Genomic DNA, 17,896 nt, shown 5'->3' on the forward strand with positions numbered 1-17,896 from the left:
TCACTCCGGTGGTCGGTCCGTTGATTCAGTCCGTCGAGTCGATTCGTCGGATCAGTCCGTCGCGAGGAAGACGTTCTTGGTGTCGGTGAACGCGGAAAGCGCGTCCGGTCCCAGTTCCCGGCCGAGACCGGACTCCTTGAAGCCGCCGAACGGGGTCCAATAGCGGACGCTCGCGTTGGAGTTCACGCTGAGGTTGCCCGCGTCCACGGCCCTGGCCACGCGCAGCGCCCGCCCCACGTCGCGGGTCCAGATTGAGCCGCTGAGGCCGTAGCGCGTGTCGTTGGCGATCCGGACGGCGTCGGCCTCGTCGTCGAACGGCAGCACGCTCACCACCGGCCCGAAGACCTCCTCGGTGAACGCGCGGTCGCGCTCCTCCGACAGCAGCACGGTCGGCGGATACCAGTACCCGGGCCCGGCCGGGCAGGTTCCCAGCGCGTACGGCGTGCCGGTCACGAACGCGGCCACCCGCTCCCGGTGCCCGGCGCTGATCAGCGGCCCCATCTCGGTCGCCGGGTCGAGCGGATCGCCCACCCGCACGCCCTTGACCGCCTCGGTGAGCGCGGCCAGGAACTCGTCGTGGACCTCCCGCTGGACCAGCACCCGCGAGCGGGCGCAGCAGTCCTGCCCGCTGTTGTCGAACACCGCGTACGGCGCCGCCGCCGCGGCCTTGGCGACATCGGCGTCGGCGAACACGATGTTGGCGTTCTTGCCGCCGAGCTCCAGCGTGAGGCGTTTGACGGTGGCCGCGGCCCGCGCGGCGATCAGCTTCCCGACCTCGGTGGACCCGGTGAAGACGATCTTGTTGACGTGGGGGTGCTCGACGAGGCGCGCCCCTGCCACCTCCCCTGCTCCGGGCAGCACCTGGAGCACCCCCTCGGGGAGGCCGGCCGTCACGGCCAGTTCGGCGAGCCGCGCGGCCGTCAGAGGGGTCTGTTCGGCGGGTTTGACGATAACCGTGTTCCCCGCCGCGAGTGCGGGGGCCGTGCCCCACATCATGATGACCATCGGGAAGTTCCACGGGACTATCACGCCGACCACCCCGAGCGGTTCGGCGAACGTGATGTCCACTCCGCCCGGCACCGGGATCTGCCGCCCGAAGAGGCGTTCGGGCGCGCCCGCGTAGTAGTGCAGCACGTCACGGACGTTTCCCGCCTCCCAGCGGGCGTTGCCGATGGTGTGCCCCGCGGCGGCCACCTCCAGCAGGGCCAGCTCCTCGGCGTGCTCGCCGACCAGGTCGGCGAAGCGGCGCAGCAGCCGGGCCCGGTCGCCGGGCGCGACCGCGCGCCAGGCAGGTGCCGCCCGCCTGGCACGTTCCACCGCCCGGTCGACCTCGGCGGCGTCGGCCGCCTCGACCTCGGCGACGACCTCTTCGGTCGCGGGGTTGACGATCCGCATCGGTCACATCCGTTCGAAGCCGCGGAAGAGTTCCCAGTCGGTGACCGCCGCGTCGTAGGCGGCCAGCTCGATCCTGGCGTTGTTGGCGTAGTGCGCGACGACCTCTTCGCCGAAGGCGGTCCTGGCCACCTCGGAACCCTCCCACAGCAGGGCGGCGTCGCGCAGCGTGTGGGGGACGGTCTCCGCCCCGGACTCGTAGGCGTTTCCGGTGACCGCGTCCTCCAGGGCGAGCCCCTGGTCGATGCCGTGCAGCCCGGCGGCGACCAGCGCGGCCACGGCGAGGTAGGGGTTCACGTCGCCGCCGGGGACGCGGTTCTCCACGCGCAGCGAGTCCCCGTGGCCGACCAGCCGCAGTGCGCAGGTGCGGTTGTCGACGCCCCACTTGACGGCCGTGGGCGCGAAGCTGCCCGGCACGTAGCGCTTGTAGGAGTTGATGTTGGGCGCGTACCAGAGGGTGAGTTCGCGCAGCAGGGCGAGCTGACCGGCGATGAACCGGGTGCCGAGCTCGGACAGGCCGTGCGGGCCGTCGCCCGCGAGGATCGGCTCGCCGTCCGCCGAGCGCAGCGAGATGTGCACGTGGCAGGAGTTGCCCTCGCGGGCGTTGGGCTTGGCCATGAAGGTGATCGACCGGCCCTCCTGGGCGGCGATCTCCTTGGCCCCGTTCTTGTAGACGGAGTGGTTGTCGCAGGTCGTGAGAGCCTCGGCGTAGCGGAACGCGATCTCGTGCTGGCCGAGGTTGCACTCGCCCTTGGCGGACTCCACGTACAGACCGGCGCCCTCCATGCCGAGCCTGATCCTGCGCAGCAGCGGCTCGACCCGGGATGTGCCGAGCAGCGAGTAGTCCACGTTGTAGAGATTGGCGGGGGACAGGTCGCGGTAGCCGCGCCGCCAGGCGTCCTCGTAGCTGTCGTCGTAGACGATGAACTCCAGCTCGGTGCCGACGAACGCCTGCCAGCCGCGCTCGGCCAGGCGGTCGAGCTGGCGGCGCAGGATCTGACGTGGGGAGGCGACCACGTCGGAGCCGTCCTCCCAGGTCAGGTCGGCCATCAGCAGGGCGGTGCCGTCCAGCCAGGGGATCCGGCGGAGGGTGGAGAAGTCCGGGCGCATCACGAAGTCGCCGTAGCCGCGCGCCCAGGAGGACATGGCGTAGCCGTCCACGGTGTTCATGTCGACGTCGACGGCGAGCAGGTAGTTGCAGCCCTCGGCGGCGTGCGCGGCGACCTCTTCCAGGAAGAACCTGGCGGACAGCCGCTTGCCCTGCAACCGGCCCTGCATGTCCGTGATGGCCAGCAGTACGGTGTCGATCCGTCCGGCGGAGACCTCGGTCCGGAGATCGTCGATTGTCAGCGTGCCTGGCACTCCGCCTCCCATTGGGTCAGTACCAGACCATTGAGTGCCCAAGCGGGGTATCTTGTCAAGAGCGGGAGGTGATGTTGAACGAATCGGCGCGCCTGAGCGCGGTGCTGCGGCCCGTCCGCGCGGGCAACGCCTTCGAGGAGACGGTCGAGCGGCTGCTGCAGGCCATCAAGCTCGGCGTGGTGCCCCCGGGGGAGAAGCTTCCCGCCGAGCGCGAGCTGTCGGCACTGCTCGGCATCAGCCGGGTCACGCTGCGCGAGGCCATCAAGTCGCTCTGCGAGGAGGGCTACCTCGACGTGCGCCGGGGCCGGTACGGCGGCGCGTTCGTCACCTACCGCGCCCCCGCGCCCGACCCCGCCGGCCTGCGCAGGGCGCTCGCCGACATGGGCCAGGGCCTCACCGACGCGCTGGACTACCGGATGGCCGTCGAGTGCGGCGCGGCCCAGGTCCTCGCCGCCTCCCGGCTCGACGACGAACGGCGGGCCACGCTGTGCCGTCGCCTGTCCGAGGTGAACGCCGCGGGGCCCGAGGACTACCGGCGACTCGACACCGCCTTCCACCTGTCCATCGCCGAGCTGACCGGCTCCGCTCTGCTCGCCTCGGCCTGCGCCGACGCGCGGCTGCGGGTGGCCGACCTGCTCAACGCGATCCCGGTGCTGCGCCCCAACATCGACCACGCGGCCACCCAGCACCGGGGCATCGTGGCGGCGATCCTTGAGGGCGACCCCGTCGCGGCCTACCGCGCGGTGTCGGAGCACCTGGAGGGCACCGCCGCGCTGCTGCGCGGATTCCTGGCCTGAGCGTCCCGGCCCGGGGTTCCCCGGTCCATGGGCACCACGATCCCGGCTTACCATCAGAAAGAAGACATGGGGGACTGGTTCGCGGCGCGCATCGTGGACAGCGGCAGACTGCCGCTGTTCTGCTTCTTCGCGGCCCTGATCCTGGCGTTCGTGTTCACCCGCATCAACGTCCGGCTCATCCGGGCCCGGGTGCGCTGGTGGTTCTCCAACGTCAGCATGGGCGAGGTGCACGTCCACCACGTCGTCTTCGGCGTGGTCCTGATGCTCTTCGGCGGCGTCTCCGGGCTGGTCGTGTCGCGGATCTCCGAGGGCTGGTACGCGGTGACCGCCGCGATCCTCGGCGTCGGCGCGGCGCTGGTGCTGGACGAGTTCGCGTTGATCCTGCACCTGCGCGACGTGTACTGGAGCGAAGAGGGACGCACCTCCGTGGACGCGGTCTTCGTCGCCGTCGCCGTCACCGGCATGCTGCTCATCGGCCTGCGCCCGCTCGCCTGGGAGATGCCGGACGGCCTGCCCGACATGCCGTTCTTCGCCCCCGGAATCCTGGTGGCCAACCTGGCGCTGGCCGTCGTCACGCTGCTCAAGGGCAAGATCTGGACCGGCCTGGTGGGACTGTTCGTCCCGGTCCTGCTGGTCGTCGGCGCGACCCGGCTGGCCCGTCCCGGCTCGCCCTGGGCGCACTGGTTCTTCGCCCCGGGCGCGCGACGGCCTAAGCCTGGCAAGATGGCTCGTGCGCTGCGCAGGGAGCGGCGATGGAGGCGCCCGGTGATCCGCGCCAAGATCGCCGTTCAGGAGTTCGTCTCCGGACGCCATGACCTGCCCTCGCCGATCCGGATCAAGCGCCACTGATCGCCGGCCTGGGCCTCGCCGGTGTAACCGACCACCCGAACGGGGGAAGGCATGCCGCGAGACGCCACACTCGAAGACGTCGCCAGGCAGGCGGGCGTCTCGCTCGCCACCGCCTCACGCGTGCTCAACGGCAGCACCCGCCAGGTCGGCAGGATCCTGCGCGAACGCGTGGAGGAGGCCGCCACCGAACTCGGCTACACCACCAACCGCGCCGCCCAGGCACTCGCCCGCAGCGCCAGCGACATCCTCGGGCTGGTCGTGCACGACCTGTCCGACCCCTACTTCGCCGAGCTGGCCAACGCCGTCGTCCGCGCCGCCGACGCGCAGCACCTCGCCGTCATGGTCGGCACCACCTTCCGCGACCCGGAGGCCGAGATCGGCTACGTCGCCACGCTGCGCGCCCAGCGGGTCCGCGCGATCGTGCTGGCCGGCAGCCGGGTGACCGACCACGCCCTGACCGAGCGGCTGCGCGCCGAGCTGATCCGCTTCCACGGCAGCGGCGGCAGGGCCGTCGTGATCGGTCAGGACCTGCTGGGCGTGGACACCGTCCTGCCGGACAACCGGGGCGGCTCACGGGCGCTCGCGGTGGCCCTGGCCGGGCTCGGGCACATCCGCTTCGCCGTGCTCACCGGGCCTTCCGCCCTGCTCACCGCCGCGGACCGGGTCGCCGGGTTCGCCGAGGGGCTGGCCTCGCTCGGCCTGCCGGAGCCGGTGCTGGTCTCCGGTGAGTTCGACCGCGACGGCGGCTATGTGTCCGCGGGCCGCTTATGGGCAGCGGGAACCGGTGTGACTTGCCTCTTCGCCGTCAATGACGTCATGGCCGTGGGCGCCCTCGCCGCCCTGCGCGACGCCGGGGCCGACGTGCCCGGCGAGATCTCCGTGGCCGGTTTCGACGACATCCCCACCCTGCGCGACCTGACCCCCGCGCTGACCACCGTACGGCTGCCGCTCGCCGCGATGGGCCGCCGCGCCGTGGAACTGGCCCTGGGCTCCGCGCCCGTCGTGGCCGAGCGCGCCACCGCCGAGGTGATCATTCGAGAGAGCACCAGGAGGCTCCCATGACGTCGCCGTGGCCATTCGCCGTCTCCACGCTCGGCATGCCCGGACTCGGGCTCGACGAGGTGTGCAGGGTCGCGAAGAACGCCCGGTGTGACGGGCTGGAGCTGCGGGCGCACCCCGGCACCGGCGTCCGCGCCGGGATGGGGCACGCCGCGCTGGCCAAGGCACGCGGCCTGCTGGCCTGGGCCGGGCTGACCGCGCTGAGCGTGGCCGGATACGTGAAGATCGCCGCCGACGCGCCCGACGACGAGGTGCTCGCCGCGCTGCGGGCCGACATCGGCCTCGCGGCCGACCTGGGGGCGCGCTTCCTGCGCGTCTTCCCCGGCGGCGACGGCGAGCGGGACTGGGAACCCGCGGCCCGGCGGCTGCGGGCCGTCGCGCCGCTGGCCCGGGAGACCGGGGTCAGGGTGCTGATCGAGACGCACGACTCGCACCCCACCGGCGTCGCCGTCCGCCGGATCCTGGACGCCACGGGAGAACCGGAGACCACCGGCGCGATCTGGGACGTCCTGCACACCTGGCGGCACGGCGAGACCCCCGCCGCGACATACGCGGCCCTGCACGGCCACCTCGGCTACGTGCAGATCAAGGACGCCGCCCCCGACCTCACCCCCGTGCCGCTCGGCGAGGGCGACGTGCCCCTGACCGAGGTGCGCGCCGCACTCGCCGAAGGCGGCTACGACGGCTGGATCTCCCTCGAATGGGAACGGGCCTGGCACCCCGAGGTCGCCCCAGTCGAGGAGATCCTCCCCGCCGCCCGCGCGTGGGCGAAGGATCAGCCGATCTCCGAGGCGTAACGTGCGCGCACCGCCGCCACGACCTCGTCGGGGTCGGCCGCCCAGACCTCCGCGTTGAAGATCTCCACCTCGATGTCGCCGGTGTAACCCGCCGCCGTCACGGCGCCGGTCAGCGGGCGCGGGTCGATCACCCCGACCCGCCCCGGCAGAGCGGGGAGACCCGCAGCCCCGCGTCGCGGACCAGGTGTCCGCCCGGCTCAGGCCGCATTCGGCCAGGCGGTCGCGCCAGACGCCGATGGCGGGGACGCCGTGCCGTACGCAACCGGCGACGGCCTCGGCCGGCGTCCACCGCTGACGTAGACGTGCTTGCCCGCCGCCAGCGCCCGCAGGACGGCGGGCGCCCGCGCCGGGGTGGCCTGGGCGTCGAAGTACACCTCGGCGCGGGGGGTCGGCGAGGGCGCGGTCCAGGTCGGTGGTCCACCTGGTGAGGCCGTGGCTGGTGGTGATCTCCTTGAGTTCGCCGTCGTCGCGGCCGGTCAGGGTCGGGGCGAGCAGGACGCGGTCGCCGTCGGCCAGCCGTACGCCGCCCCGTTCGTTGATCGCCGGCACCGAGCGCAGCAGATGCCGACGGTGGCCCATCCGGCCGGTCACGCCGAACACCCCGTAACCGCCGCGCGGGCATACTGTCACCGTGCGCGGGGAGTACCCGGCATTGAGGCGGATGGGCCGGGACCGGACGCCGGAGAAGCGGAGGTTCTGGATGACGGCTGACGACGCGGGGACGCGATTTCCGGAGTTCCACGAGCGGCTGATCTCGGCGGTCCTGCCGTCGGGCGCCCGCGAAGGACTCGCCCTGGCCGGGTGCTACGCACTGCGCGCCCACGGGCTCACCGACCGCCCGTGCGCCGACCTGCGCTTCGCCGTCGCCGCCGACGAACCGCTGCCGGAAGTGGCCCGCGCGATGTCCGCCGCCTGGGAGGAGGCCGGATTCGAGGTCTCCCCGGGCGAGGCCGGCCCACGCGCGATCCGCCTGCTCGTCACCGAACCCGTGGTCACCCCACCCCTCCCCGGCCGGACCTGCGAGATCACCCTCCTCGGCGAGTCCCCGCTCCGGCCGGCGGCACGGCGCGACGACCTGCCTGTCGTCTCGGTAGAAGACGCGGCCTCGGCTGCTGTGCGAGCCCTCCACGACCGCGGCCTCGCCATTGACCTGATCGACGTCGCCGCCCTCTCCACCGTGTTCTCGTTTCGTGAGTTGGAGGGGCTGGCCCGCGCCCGGGACGACGCCTTCTCCCTCCACGAGTTGGTCATGCGCCTGGAATTCGCCGCCCTGATCGCCGACCCCGACTTCACCGCCCACGGCATCACCGAAGACCAGACCCACGAAATCCGCCGCTTCGCCTACACCTGGGCCGAAGACATCAAACTCCGCCGCACCGAAGACGGCGACCTCGACGAGCCCAACTTCGACCTCCCCACCATCGACGACTAGTACGAAAACCACGCCCCTCCCCCCGCATCCCGCCCTCCTAAACGGTGGACGCCCCCCGCCGTACGCCGCCGCGACCCCGCCCACCCCTCCCAGACAGCGGCCCGCCCCGCCGTCCCGCCCCTGGGATGGTGCGCCCCATCCGGCCGTTGCCGCCGCACCCCCATCCACTGTGGCCGTGCGCACTGTGCTGCGCTGTTCGCGGAATGGGCCTCGCTTGCGCCTGCGGTGTGAAGGGAGCGATTCTGTCCTGGTCAGAATGTGGCGATCGGGTTGACCGGGCTGCCGGATGTGCCGGCGAGGCGGACCGGTGCGACCGCGAGTTGGAAGTCCCATTGGCCGAGGTCGGCGGCCGTCGTCGTGCACGCCTCCAGGTCGCAGTTGTCGAGCATCCACAGACCCATGGCGACGAGGCTCACGGCGTGGATCGGCATCAGTACGTCGTCATACCCCGACGGCTGGACGTCCTGGGGGGTGTCGGCGCCGATCAGTGCGACCTTCCGTTCGTGCAGCCACGGCAGGCAGGACGCATGCCACCCGGCCTGGGTGAAACCGCTGACCGCACCGGTCTCGTGCCGGACGCGGCCATTGCCGGTTCGCAGGAGTACCGCGTCGCCGGGGCGGACCCGAACGCCCTGACGGCGTTCGGCCTCCTCAAGATCCTCGGGAAACACACCCTGGCCCGGTTCCAGCCACGGCACGTCACGCACGCTCGCGACGTCCAGCAGGACGCCACGCGTGATGATCCCGTTAGCGGCCGCCGTGACGGAGGCCCACGCCGATCCCGTCTCGGCGTCGACCAGCGAGTGCGATCGGCCGTTGTACATCATGCCGTCCCAGAAGATGTGGCACGGCGAGTCGATGTGGGTGAGGGTGTTGCCGTGGAACGTGACGCCGAGCCGCTCGGTCGAAAAGCCCCAGCGCCGGTCGTTGCGGAATCCGGGCGCGGGCATGTTCTCGGCACCGGGCATGTCGGCGGCGCACGGGCACGCCGTCGTCGACCGTTCCATCTCCTCAGGTACGGCGACCTCCCACGCGCACGACACGCTCCTGCCGTGGCGCACGGCCCGCGCCGCCGCCAGGCGGACGTCGTCGGTGATGTGGTTCAGCGTGCCGAGCTCGTCGTCGTCGCCCCACCGTCCCCAGTTCGACAACGCGCCGAAGTATCCGAGCACGTCGTCCTGCGTGGGCATCGGCCGCCCTGTCGTCATCCCAGCATCGACTCCTCCGGTCACGTGGTCCCGAGGCACCGCAGGCAGGGTATCCCGCTCGCTTCTCCGATGTGACCTCGCCGGGGCCCATGTCGATCGCAGGGGCTCGGTCGTCGTCGCGGTCAAAGTACATGTGGACGGCGCGGCGCGCCCCTGCGAAGTGGCTTCAATTCGCCTTTTCGGCCATTAGCTGGATTCGGCTTTGGGGCCGATGATTCCGAGGGTGTCGCCTATCGCGGCCGTTTCGCCTTCCTGGACGACGATCTCCCGGAGGACGCCTGAGGCGGGGGCGACGACCTCTATGTTGACCTTGGTGGATTCGACCTCGACCACCGGTTCGTCGGCGTCTACGGCGTCGCCGGGCTTCTTGAGCCAGCGGACGACGGTGCCTTCGGTATCGGATTCGCCCAGCTTGGGCAGCACGATGTCGGTTACTTCCTGCCCGGCGGTGGGCGTGGGCGTAGGCGACTGCATGGCCGTCGAAGAGGGTGTCGCTGCGGCGATGGCGGGTGCGAACCCTGCGGAAAGGGACAGTGTCGCGGCGAGACAGGACTCACCGATGATTCGGGGGACGCGCCCCCGCGTGATTTCGAGCATGGCGATCCATCCAATACATGGGACGGCGACGCGTGGTTTTCCCGATGCGGTGACCTCCTTATTCAGAGTACATCCGGTTCGCCCCGTTGATTCGTCTCGATTATTTTCCCGTCGGACGGGTTTGAATTTTAGCGGGATGCCATTGTCGTGCTATATCGCGCCGGAGAGGCTGCGGACGGTGAGACCTGCGCCGAGGAGGACGACGATGGTGGCGGTGCCGATGGGTGTGAGGGTGGAGAGACGGGCGGGGAGGCGGTCGAGGTGGCTGGTGAGGCGGACCAGGAGGAGGCCGGTGACGGTGAGGGTGGCGGCCATGCCGAGGCCGTAGGCGGCGACCAGGGCGATGCCGAACCAGGTGCGGCCAAGGGCGATGGCGCCGAGGAGTACGACCAGGGCTGATGGGCTGGGGACCAGTCCGCCTGCGACGCCCATGCCGACTAGGCCGCTGCGGGAGTGCCCGTGCCCGTGCCCGTGCCCGTGGCCGTGCCCATGGCCGTGGGGATGGGGGGTGCGGCGGTTGTGGAGGGCGGAGCGGAGGAGGACGGCTCCGACGATGACGATCAGGATGCCGCTCAGGACGCCCAGCCAGCCGAGTACCGATTCGCCCGCCAGCGCCGAGAACGCGCTCAGCAGCAGGCCCACCACGATCACGCCGGCCGTGTGGGTGGCGGTGACCGTCGCGCCGACGATCAGGGCGTCTCGGCGGCGGCCGCGGCGTCCGGCCAGGTAGGCGGCCATGATTGTCTTGCCGTGGCCAGGGATCAGCGCGTGGCCCGCGCCCAGGACCAGTGCGAGGAGGATCGCGAGCAGGCCGAGCGGCACGGTCAGGGCGTCCGCGCCCGTGAGCGAGGTGAAGAGGCGGTCGATGCCGCCGAGCAGGTCGCCGAACGGCCCGCCGGACGGCAGGAGCGGCAGCCCCCGGCCCGCCGTCCCTCCCGCGTTTTCCGCGCCGGGTTCGACGGTCAGCCGTGCCGACCGCTGGTCGAGCGGGCTGGACAGCGAATCTTCGGGATAGACGCGCAACTCGCGGCTGACGCTCGTCGCGGGCACCGAGGAGGCGGTCAGGCGCACGCCGTCCGAGACGGCGGTGATCTCACGCCATCCGGCCCGGCCGAGCTGGTGGGCGTCGGTGAACTCCACGGACGCCTTCCCCGACAGGTCGGCGCGGGCGCTCAGCGCGCAGGTGAGGGTGCTGGTCCGCAGTCCGCCCTGTCCCGGCCGGTAGGCGAAGGAGGCCTTCTCGACCCGCCAGGGCACGGTCACGCCGTTGACGGCCAGCCGCTGGTCCCTGGCCAGTTCGGCGCAGCGGGCAGTGGCGTGGCGGGTGGTTCCGGTCTTGGCCACGTCGGGTTCGGCCTGCAGGGTGGGCAGTTCGGCCGCGTCCACGACGGCGGTGTTCTCGACCCGGTCGGGCAGCACCCGCAGCCCGTCGTAGTGGTTCACGGTGAAGTTGCCGAGCGGGTGCGCCGCCAGCGCGGCGGCCAGGATGAGCGCGATCATGACGGCCTTCCGAGGGCGGGCAGAGCGGGGTCGAACGCCGGGTTGAACTCGCGGACCAGCGCCCGGCTGCGGCGGGCCTCGGCGTCCATGCCGAGCGCCTTCTCGATCTCGGCCCGGTGGTGCGCGGCCAGCGCGTCGCGCCGTCCGGTGGCCAGGGCCTCGCGGGCGAACGGCAGCGCCTCGCGCGGGCGTCCGGCGCGGAACAGCGCCCAGGCCAGGGCGTCGGCGGCGGCCAGGTTCGGGTTGCGGGCGTACTCGGTCCGCGCGTGGCGGACGGCGAGCGCCGGATCCCCGTGGTCGGCCTCGTACTCCGCCCACATCACGTCGTCGCGGACCCCCGCCGCGCTCGACAGGTCGCGCACCGCCCGCAGCAGCCGCCACTGCTCCGCCGGGTCCTGCCCCGACGCGACGCGGACCTCGGCGTACTCGATCACGTGCTGGGGGAGCGGCAGCCGGTCCACGGCGGTGCGGTAGAGCTCGGCGGCGGTGTCCAACCGTCCGGCGAGGGCCGCCGCGCGGGCCTTGCCGACGACGGCCGGCAGGTAGGTGGGATAGGCGGCGAGCGCCCGGTCGTACTCCTCGTCCGCCGTGCGCAGGTCGCCCGCGCGCAGCGCCAGCTCGCCCAGCCGGTGCCGGCAGTAGGCCACGTCGGCCGGGTAGAAGGCGTCGGCGAGCGCGGAGCGCAGCAGTTCCTCCGCCCGGCCGAGGTCGCCGCGCAGCTCGGCGGCGTAGGAGGCGCGGCTGAACGAGGCGACGCCCGGGCGGAGGCGCATCATCCGGTCGATCGCCCGGTCGGCGTCGGCCAGGCGGCCGAGCTGGGTGTAGGCGTCGGCGAGCACGCCGTACCCGGCTGGGCCGTAGGGGTTGGCGCTGGTGGCGCTCCGGGCCAGCCGTACGGCCTGCGCGAACTCGTGCCGCCCGGCGGCGAGGGCGGCCTGCCCGGTCAGCCCGGCGGCGTTGCCGGGGGACAGGCGCAGCGAGGTCGCGAGGGCCTGTTCGGCCTTCGGGTAGTAGGCGGGGTCGGCGGTGAGCCTGGCCTGTTCCACGTAGGCCGTGCCGAGCGTGGCCCACGCCTGGTGGTCCTTGGGCAGCCGGGTGAGGCGGGTCTGCAGCGCGGTCACCGTCCGGTCCAGGTCGGCGGCCGAGCCCGCGGCCCGTTCGTAGGCGATCCCGGCCGGCGGGGCGGTGGGCGGCGAGGCGCCGGGAGACGAGGTCGGTGAAGAGAAGGGGACGAGCGTGGCGAACGCGGTCAGCGCCCCGGCCACCGCGATCGCCGCGGCCGGTGGCGCGGCCCTGCGCAGGAGCGTTCTGCTGCGGATGTTCATCGTGATCTCCCGAGGGGATCCTGGACTTCAGTCGTGGCGCGGAAACGTGGCTGAAGCGGGAAGATCCAGCCGTGGGGAGCGGGGCAAGGCGGCCCGTCCGAGGTAGGGGAAGGGCATGGAAAGGAGCGGGGCCCGCCCTGCGGCGGGCCCCACGGAGCGCGATGACGCCTTAGTTCTGGTTGACGGCCTTGTTGCTGGGGAGCGGGAGGTAGGGGAAGGTCGTGCCGAACGGCACGTCGTTCTTGTCCACCTTGTCCCCGGCGGCCAGCGGCTGGACGATCTTGCCCGTCTGTGCCGCGCCCTCCAGCGCCTGCAGCTCGATGTCCACCACGTCGTCCGCCAGGCGGCGGCCGTTCGGGAATCCGGCGAGGTCGCCGCCGATCACGCCGAGCCGATTCGGGTCCTTGGTGGGCGGGATCGACATGTTCAGCCGCAGCATCTCCGACGGGCGGAACTTGTCGGGGTTCACGTCCTTGTTCAGGAGCTGCGAGTTGAGGTCGGCCTTGATCGGGCCGTTGGCCTTGGCGATGCCGGTCAGGAAGATCTCGACCAGGTCGTTGCGCGGGGTCTTCGGCGCCTTGATCCCGTAGATGGACTCGATCAGCGCGGGCACCTCGGGGTTGGTGACCCTCTTGACCAGGGCCGGCACGTCGGCGTCCTTGGCCGGCGGCAGGGCGTTGAAGGCGTCCTTCATCCCGGCCGCCGCGACGACCTCGTTGACCAGCGGGTTGCCCAGCCGGGAGACCTGGGTGTAGCCGTGCGAGCCCTTCTTGTCGGTGGTGGACCACACGCCGACGACCGGGTTGCGCTTGGCGTCACCCTTCAGCGCGAGGTCCTCGGCGGGCACCTGGAGGACGAGCGCGCTGGTGCTGTAGCCCTTGAGGGTGTCCTGCCCGACCTCGGACAGGTCGCCTCCGTAGACCAGGTCGAAGATGCGCAGGTCGAGGAAGAACGGGTCGTCGGCCTGGCCGGCGTAGGCCTTCCCGCCGTCGGGGAGGCCCTTGACGGCCTGCGAGCGCAGCGTCCCGTAGTTCGGCATCGAGGCGGGGCCGACGTTGCTGGGGGCGGCTATGGCGTCCGAGAGGAGCGTCTTGGTGCCCGACTCGGTGATCCTCTTCAGCGTGTAGCGCTGCTTGTAGAGCAGGTTCGGGTCGTCGAGCGAGGTGACGGGGCCGTTGTTGTACAGGAACGTGGTGTTGCCACGCCTGTCGTTGTCGCGGAACGTCCACTGGTAGGTGATGTCCGGCTTGGCGTCGCCGTCATTGTCGATTTTGATGTTGTAGCGGGAGTTCGTGTCCCACGTGTAGAAGTTCGGGCCGCCCTGGGGGTCCTGGAACGGGATCCAGTTGGCCACCAGGGTCACCGTGTCCGCCTTGTCCGGGCTGACGAAGGCGTAGACGTCGGTGTTGTCGTTGCGGGGGTCCCCCGCGATCATCGGTGCCTCGCGGTGCGAGGAGGCCGTGCCGGTTTCGGCGCGGAGCAGGGTGATGGAGGAGGCGGCCAGCGCCCCCACCAGACCCAGCCCGATCAGGGCGCGCCGGTTGATCCGGAGTTCCATGTCGGTTCGGTCCTTTCGACCAAGCGTGCGGTCGCCAGATCGCGGTGACCACAGGTGATTGCGAGAGGTCCGGCCGGGTCCTCGCCCACCTATTCGCAGCCACCGTCGCTTCGGATCGAACCGAAATCAATCGTTTACTCGGCGCCCTCCGCCGCCATCGCCTCCTCACCGACCACGAACTGCGTCGTGGCCAGCTCGCGGTACAGCTCGTCGCCGTGCACCAGCTCGGCGTGGGTGCCGGAGGCGCGCACCCGTCCCGCCTCCAGGACCACGATCCGCTCGGCCCGGGTGACCGTGGACAGCCGGTGCGCGATCACCAGCACCGTGGTGCTGCCAGAGACCTCCTCGATCACGTCGCGCAGCCGCAACTCGTTGACCGCGTCGAGCTGGGAGGTCGCCTCGTCCAGCAGCAGCACGCGCGGACGGCGCAGCAGCGCCCTGGCGATCGCCACCCGCTGCCGCTCGCCCCCGGAGAGCATCAGGCCGCGGTGCCCCACCTGGGTCGCCAGGCCCTCGGGCAGGCGGGCCACCAGGTCGGCGAGCTGGGTGCGTGCGACCACCTCGTCAAGCTCCTCGTCGGTGACGCCGGGGGCGCCGAACACGAGGTTCTCCCGGAGCGACCCGGCCAGTACCGGGGTGTCCTGCTCGACGTAGCCGATCATGGCGCGCAGCTCGCTCAGCGGGATGTCGCGCAGGTCGGCGCCGTCGAGGGTGATCGTGCCCGAGGTGGGCTCGTAGAAGCGTTCGAGCAACGCGAAGATGGTGGACTTGCCCGCTCCTGACGGCCCGACGAGCGCGGTCATGTGCCCTGCGGCGATCTCGAAGGACACGCCGTCCAGGGCGGGGGAGCGGTCGGCGTCGTAGCCGAAGCGCACGTCGGCGAGGGCGAGCGCGGCGGGCGCGGAGCCCGTCCTGGGCGCGGGGTCGTCGAGCGGTTCGACGTCGAGTTCCTCGACCTCGCGCATCCGGGTCACGGCGGCGAGGCCGGTCTGGAGCTGGGTGGCGCCCTCGACCAGCATCGCGATCGGGCCGGTCAGGTAGAAGAGGTAGAGCAGGAAGGCGATCAGCGAGGAGACCTCCAGTGTCCCCGAGGCCACCCGCACGCCGCCGACGCCGAGCACGGCCAGGAACGAGAGCTGCACTCCGAGCCAGGTCGAGGTGCCCGCGATGGCGCTCCAGCCGGCGGCGGTGACGCCCTTGCGCCAGGCGCGGTTCGCCGCGCCGCGCACGGCCTCCGTCTCGCGCGCCTCCGCGCCCGCCGCCTTGACCGTGCGGAACGCCTGCAGGGCGCGGTCGAGTACCGCGCCCATCTCGCCGAGGGCCTCCTGCGCCTGGGTGGTGGCCCTGCCGATGCGGGGAAACACGAACAGCGCCGTGGCCCCGACCACGACGAGGACGCCGAGGGTGACCCCGAGCAGCACCGCGTCCATCACCGCCATCAGTGCCAGGCATCCGGCCAGCATGAACAGCGCGGTGATGCCGTTGGTGACGCCGCTGGTGCACACCGCCCGCAGCAGCGTGGTGTCGGCGGTGACGCGGGAGATCAGGTCGCCGGGCTTGAGCCGGTCCACATCGGGGACCCGCAGCCGCAGCATCCGGCCCACGAGCCGCAGCCGGGCGTCGAGCACGATGCTCTCCGCCGTGCGTTCGAGGATGTAGGCGGCGGCGGCCGACACCGCGGCGCCGAACAGCACCAGCACGGTCAGCGTGACGATCGGGGCGACCAGGGACGCGCCGGAGCCGAAGGCGTCGATCACGGACTTGGCCACCAGGGGTTCGGCCAGTCCGGACATGCCGCCGACGAAGCCGAGCAGGCCGCCGCCGACGAGCGTCCACTTGCGCGGGCGGATGTGGGTGAGCAGGAGTCGCCACGAGCCCTTGGCGGGCGCGGGCGCGGACCCCGGGGAGAGCGAGGCCGCGGGGGCGGCCGGCGAGCCGTTGGGGGAGTTCACAAAACGGTCAACGGGGCCGCTCCGCGCGGGCGTTCCTGCCGGGCGGGAAGTTCGTTACAAAGTCGGGGGCGAGTCAGCCCAAAGTATGAGGCGGGGCGGACACCCGCGGTGATTGGCCGTACGGCAAACCGGGAACGGCGGTGGTTGCGAAGCCTCTCCTTCGCGTATCGGGGGCCGAACTCCCGGGGCGTGCGCCCGGGCCTGCGGCCACGAGGGGCATCCCCGCCGGAGAACCCGACCGGGGATGCCCCCCCGGTAGAACCCGCAATGTCGCTGGTGCCGGGCCTAATGTCCCTTATGGGAGGTATTGCGGGGATACGGCTCCCATAGGGATGGGTTGGTGGAGGTGCACCCGTAGGATCCGCTTACGGAGCCCTCGGCTCCTTGAGGAGAGGACGCATCATGGCGACTGGCGGCAAGGCCGTGCGCGCGCCGCGCGGTACCACGTTGAGCGCGAAGGGATGGCCGCAGGAAGCGGCCCTTCGCATGATCCAGAACAATCTCGACCCCGAGGTGGCCGAGCATCCCGAGCGGCTCGTCGTCTACGGGGGCTCCGGAAAGGCCGCGCGCGACCACGCCTCCTTCCAGGCGATCATGCGGACCCTCACCACCCTCGGCGACGACGAGACCCTGCTGGTCCAGTCCGGACGGCCGGTCGGCGTGATGCGGACCCACGAGTGGGCCCCCCGGGTGCTCATCGCCAACTCCAACCTGGTCCCCGACTGGGCCAACTGGGACGAGTTCCGGCGGCTGGAGGCGGCCGGGCTCACCATGTACGGGCAGATGACCGCCGGGTCCTGGATCTACATCGGCACCCAGGGCATCCTCCAGGGCACCTACGAGACCTTCGCGGCCGTCGCCGCCAAGCGGTTCGGCGGCTCGCTGGCGGGCACGATCACGCTCACCGCCGGGCTGGGCGGCATGGGCGGGGCGCAGCCGCTGGCCGTGACCATGAACGGCGGCGTCGCGGTCTGCATCGACTGCGACCCCCGTTCCATCGAGCGCCGCATCGAGCACGGATACCTGGACGTGCGGGCCTCCTCCCTGGCCGAGGCGATGCGGATGGCGCGTGAGGCGCGCGACGCCCGCCGTCCGCTGTCGATCGGCGTCGAGGCCAACGCGGCCGAGGCGGTGCCCGAGCTGCTCGCGGCGGGCGCGGAGATCGACGTGGTCACCGACCAGACCAGCGCGCACGACCCGCTGATGTACCTCCCGATCGGCGTCGAGTTCGCCGACATGGCCGACGCCCGTGACAAGGACCCGGCCGGATTCACGGCCAGGGCGCGCGAGTCGATGGCCCGCCATGTGGAGGCCATGGTCGGCTTCCAGGACGCCGGGGCCGAGGTCTTCGACTACGGCAACTCGATCAGGGGTGAGGCGCTGACCGCCGGATACGCCCGTGCCTTCGACTTCCCCGGGTTCGTGCCCGCCTACATCCGGCCGCTGTTCTGCGAGGGCAAGGGCCCGTTCCGGTGGGCCGCGCTGTCCGGCGACCCGGCCGACATCGCCGCGACCGACCGGGCCGTGCTCGACCTGTTCCCGGACAACGAGCCGCTGGCCAGGTGGATCCGCCTGGCGGGGGAGAAGGTCAAGTTCCAGGGCCTGCCCGCGCGCATCTGCTGGCTCGGCTACGGCGAGCGCCACCTCGCGGGCGAGCGGTTCAACGACATGGTCGCCTCGGGCGAGCTGGCCGCCCCGGTCGTGATCGGGCGCGACCACCTCGACTGCGGATCGGTGGCCTCGCCGTACCGGGAGACCGAGGGGATGGCCGACGGCTCGGACGCGATCGCCGACTGGCCGCTGCTGAACGCGATGGTCAACGTGGCGTCGGGCGCCGCCTGGGTGTCCATCCACCACGGCGGCGGGGTCGGCATCGGCCGGTCGATCCACGCGGGTCAGGTGACCGTGGCCGACGGCACGGCGCTGGGCCGGGAGAAGCTGACCCGCGTGCTGACCAACGACCCGGGCATGGGGGTGATCCGCCACGTGGACGCCGGTTACGACACCGCCGTCGAGGTGGCGGCCGAGCGCGACGTCCGCATTCCCATGCGCGAATCCGAATGATTCA

15 protein-coding genes are annotated in these 17,896 nt (G+C 71.9%); 6 read left to right on the plus strand and 9 right to left on the minus strand.

What is annotated here, in order from left to right:
• Nucleotides 1-51 precede the first annotated feature (51 nt).
• Nucleotides 52-1,395 carry an aldehyde dehydrogenase family protein gene (locus P3X83_RS08545; RefSeq protein ID WP_277304337.1) on the minus strand — a complete coding sequence of 448 codons (1,344 nt, stop codon included), beginning with the start codon at nucleotides 1,393-1,395 and terminating at the stop codon, nucleotides 52-54.
• 3 nt (nucleotides 1,396-1,398) lie between these two features.
• Entirely contained in the window at nucleotides 1,399-2,766 is a 1,368-nt protein-coding gene (locus tag P3X83_RS08550) for a glutamine synthetase family protein (RefSeq protein WP_277304338.1), read from the minus strand.
• Nucleotides 2,767-2,825: 59 nt separating this feature from the next.
• Here P3X83_RS08550 and P3X83_RS08555 point away from each other — a divergent pair, with 59 nt between their 5' ends.
• From P3X83_RS08555 to P3X83_RS08570, 4 genes are all read left to right on the plus strand, one after another.
• A complete protein-coding gene (locus P3X83_RS08555; protein ID WP_277304339.1) occupies nucleotides 2,826-3,551 on the plus strand; it encodes an FCD domain-containing protein in 726 nt (241 codons plus the stop codon).
• 66 nt (nucleotides 3,552-3,617) lie between these two features.
• Entirely contained in the window at nucleotides 3,618-4,400 is a 783-nt protein-coding gene (locus tag P3X83_RS08560; protein ID WP_277304341.1) for a hypothetical protein, read from the plus strand.
• Nucleotides 4,401-4,451: 51 nt separating this feature from the next.
• Nucleotides 4,452-5,462, plus strand: coding sequence for a LacI family DNA-binding transcriptional regulator (locus P3X83_RS08565; RefSeq protein ID WP_277304343.1), 1,011 nt, complete (start codon nucleotides 4,452-4,454; stop codon nucleotides 5,460-5,462).
• Nucleotides 5,459-6,256 (plus strand): sugar phosphate isomerase/epimerase family protein, encoded by a 798-nt coding sequence (locus P3X83_RS08570; protein ID WP_277304344.1) that lies wholly within the window; start codon nucleotides 5,459-5,461, stop codon nucleotides 6,254-6,256. Before P3X83_RS08565 ends, P3X83_RS08570 begins: the two co-directional genes overlap by 4 nt.
• Here P3X83_RS08570 and P3X83_RS08575 read toward each other — a convergent pair.
• The gene (locus P3X83_RS08575; RefSeq protein WP_346742692.1) at nucleotides 6,235-6,387 is read right to left on the minus strand and encodes a hypothetical protein; all 153 of its coding nucleotides are present in this window, start codon (nucleotides 6,385-6,387) and stop codon (nucleotides 6,235-6,237) included. The genes P3X83_RS08570 and P3X83_RS08575 overlap by 22 nt on opposite strands.
• Before the next feature lie 569 nt (nucleotides 6,388-6,956).
• Here P3X83_RS08575 and P3X83_RS08580 point away from each other — a divergent pair.
• Nucleotides 6,957-7,688 carry a hypothetical protein gene (locus P3X83_RS08580; protein ID WP_277304345.1) on the plus strand — a complete coding sequence of 244 codons (732 nt, stop codon included), beginning with the start codon at nucleotides 6,957-6,959 and terminating at the stop codon, nucleotides 7,686-7,688.
• Nucleotides 7,689-7,939: 251 nt separating this feature from the next.
• Here the strand turns inward: P3X83_RS08580 and P3X83_RS08585 are convergent, their stop codons facing one another.
• The 6 genes from P3X83_RS08585 to P3X83_RS08610 all read right to left on the minus strand — a co-directional run bounded on the left by P3X83_RS08585 (nucleotide 7,940) and on the right by P3X83_RS08610 (nucleotide 15,828).
• On the minus strand, nucleotides 7,940-8,896 hold the full coding sequence (locus P3X83_RS08585; RefSeq protein WP_277304346.1) for a cyclase family protein: 957 nt from the start codon (nucleotides 8,894-8,896) through the stop codon (nucleotides 7,940-7,942).
• Between the two features lie 186 nt (nucleotides 8,897-9,082).
• The gene (locus P3X83_RS08590) at nucleotides 9,083-9,493 is read right to left on the minus strand and encodes a lipoyl domain-containing protein (RefSeq protein WP_277304347.1); all 411 of its coding nucleotides are present in this window, start codon (nucleotides 9,491-9,493) and stop codon (nucleotides 9,083-9,085) included.
• A gap of 150 nt (nucleotides 9,494-9,643) precedes the next feature.
• Nucleotides 9,644-10,993, minus strand: a complete 1,350-nt coding sequence (locus P3X83_RS08595) for a sulfite exporter TauE/SafE family protein (RefSeq protein ID WP_277304348.1) — start codon at nucleotides 10,991-10,993, stop codon at nucleotides 9,644-9,646.
• A complete protein-coding gene (locus P3X83_RS08600; RefSeq protein ID WP_277304349.1) occupies nucleotides 10,990-12,318 on the minus strand; it encodes a hypothetical protein in 1,329 nt (442 codons plus the stop codon). The genes P3X83_RS08595 and P3X83_RS08600 overlap by 4 nt, the downstream gene beginning before the upstream one ends.
• Before the next feature lie 169 nt (nucleotides 12,319-12,487).
• Nucleotides 12,488-13,876 carry a DUF4331 domain-containing protein gene (locus P3X83_RS08605; RefSeq protein ID WP_277304350.1) on the minus strand — a complete coding sequence of 463 codons (1,389 nt, stop codon included), beginning with the start codon at nucleotides 13,874-13,876 and terminating at the stop codon, nucleotides 12,488-12,490.
• Nucleotides 13,877-14,010: 134 nt separating this feature from the next.
• Nucleotides 14,011-15,828, minus strand: coding sequence for an ABC transporter ATP-binding protein (locus P3X83_RS08610; RefSeq protein ID WP_277304351.1), 1,818 nt, complete (start codon nucleotides 15,826-15,828; stop codon nucleotides 14,011-14,013).
• Between the two features lie 402 nt (nucleotides 15,829-16,230).
• Here P3X83_RS08610 and hutU point away from each other — a divergent pair, with 402 nt between their 5' ends.
• Nucleotides 16,231-17,892, plus strand: a complete 1,662-nt coding sequence (gene hutU, locus P3X83_RS08615) for a urocanate hydratase (RefSeq protein ID WP_277304352.1) — start codon at nucleotides 16,231-16,233, stop codon at nucleotides 17,890-17,892.
• Nucleotides 17,893-17,896 lie beyond the last annotated feature (4 nt).

This window comes from Spongiactinospora sp. TRM90649, assembly GCF_029382225.1.
GTDB lineage: Bacteria > Actinomycetota > Actinomycetes > Streptosporangiales > Streptosporangiaceae > Spongiactinospora.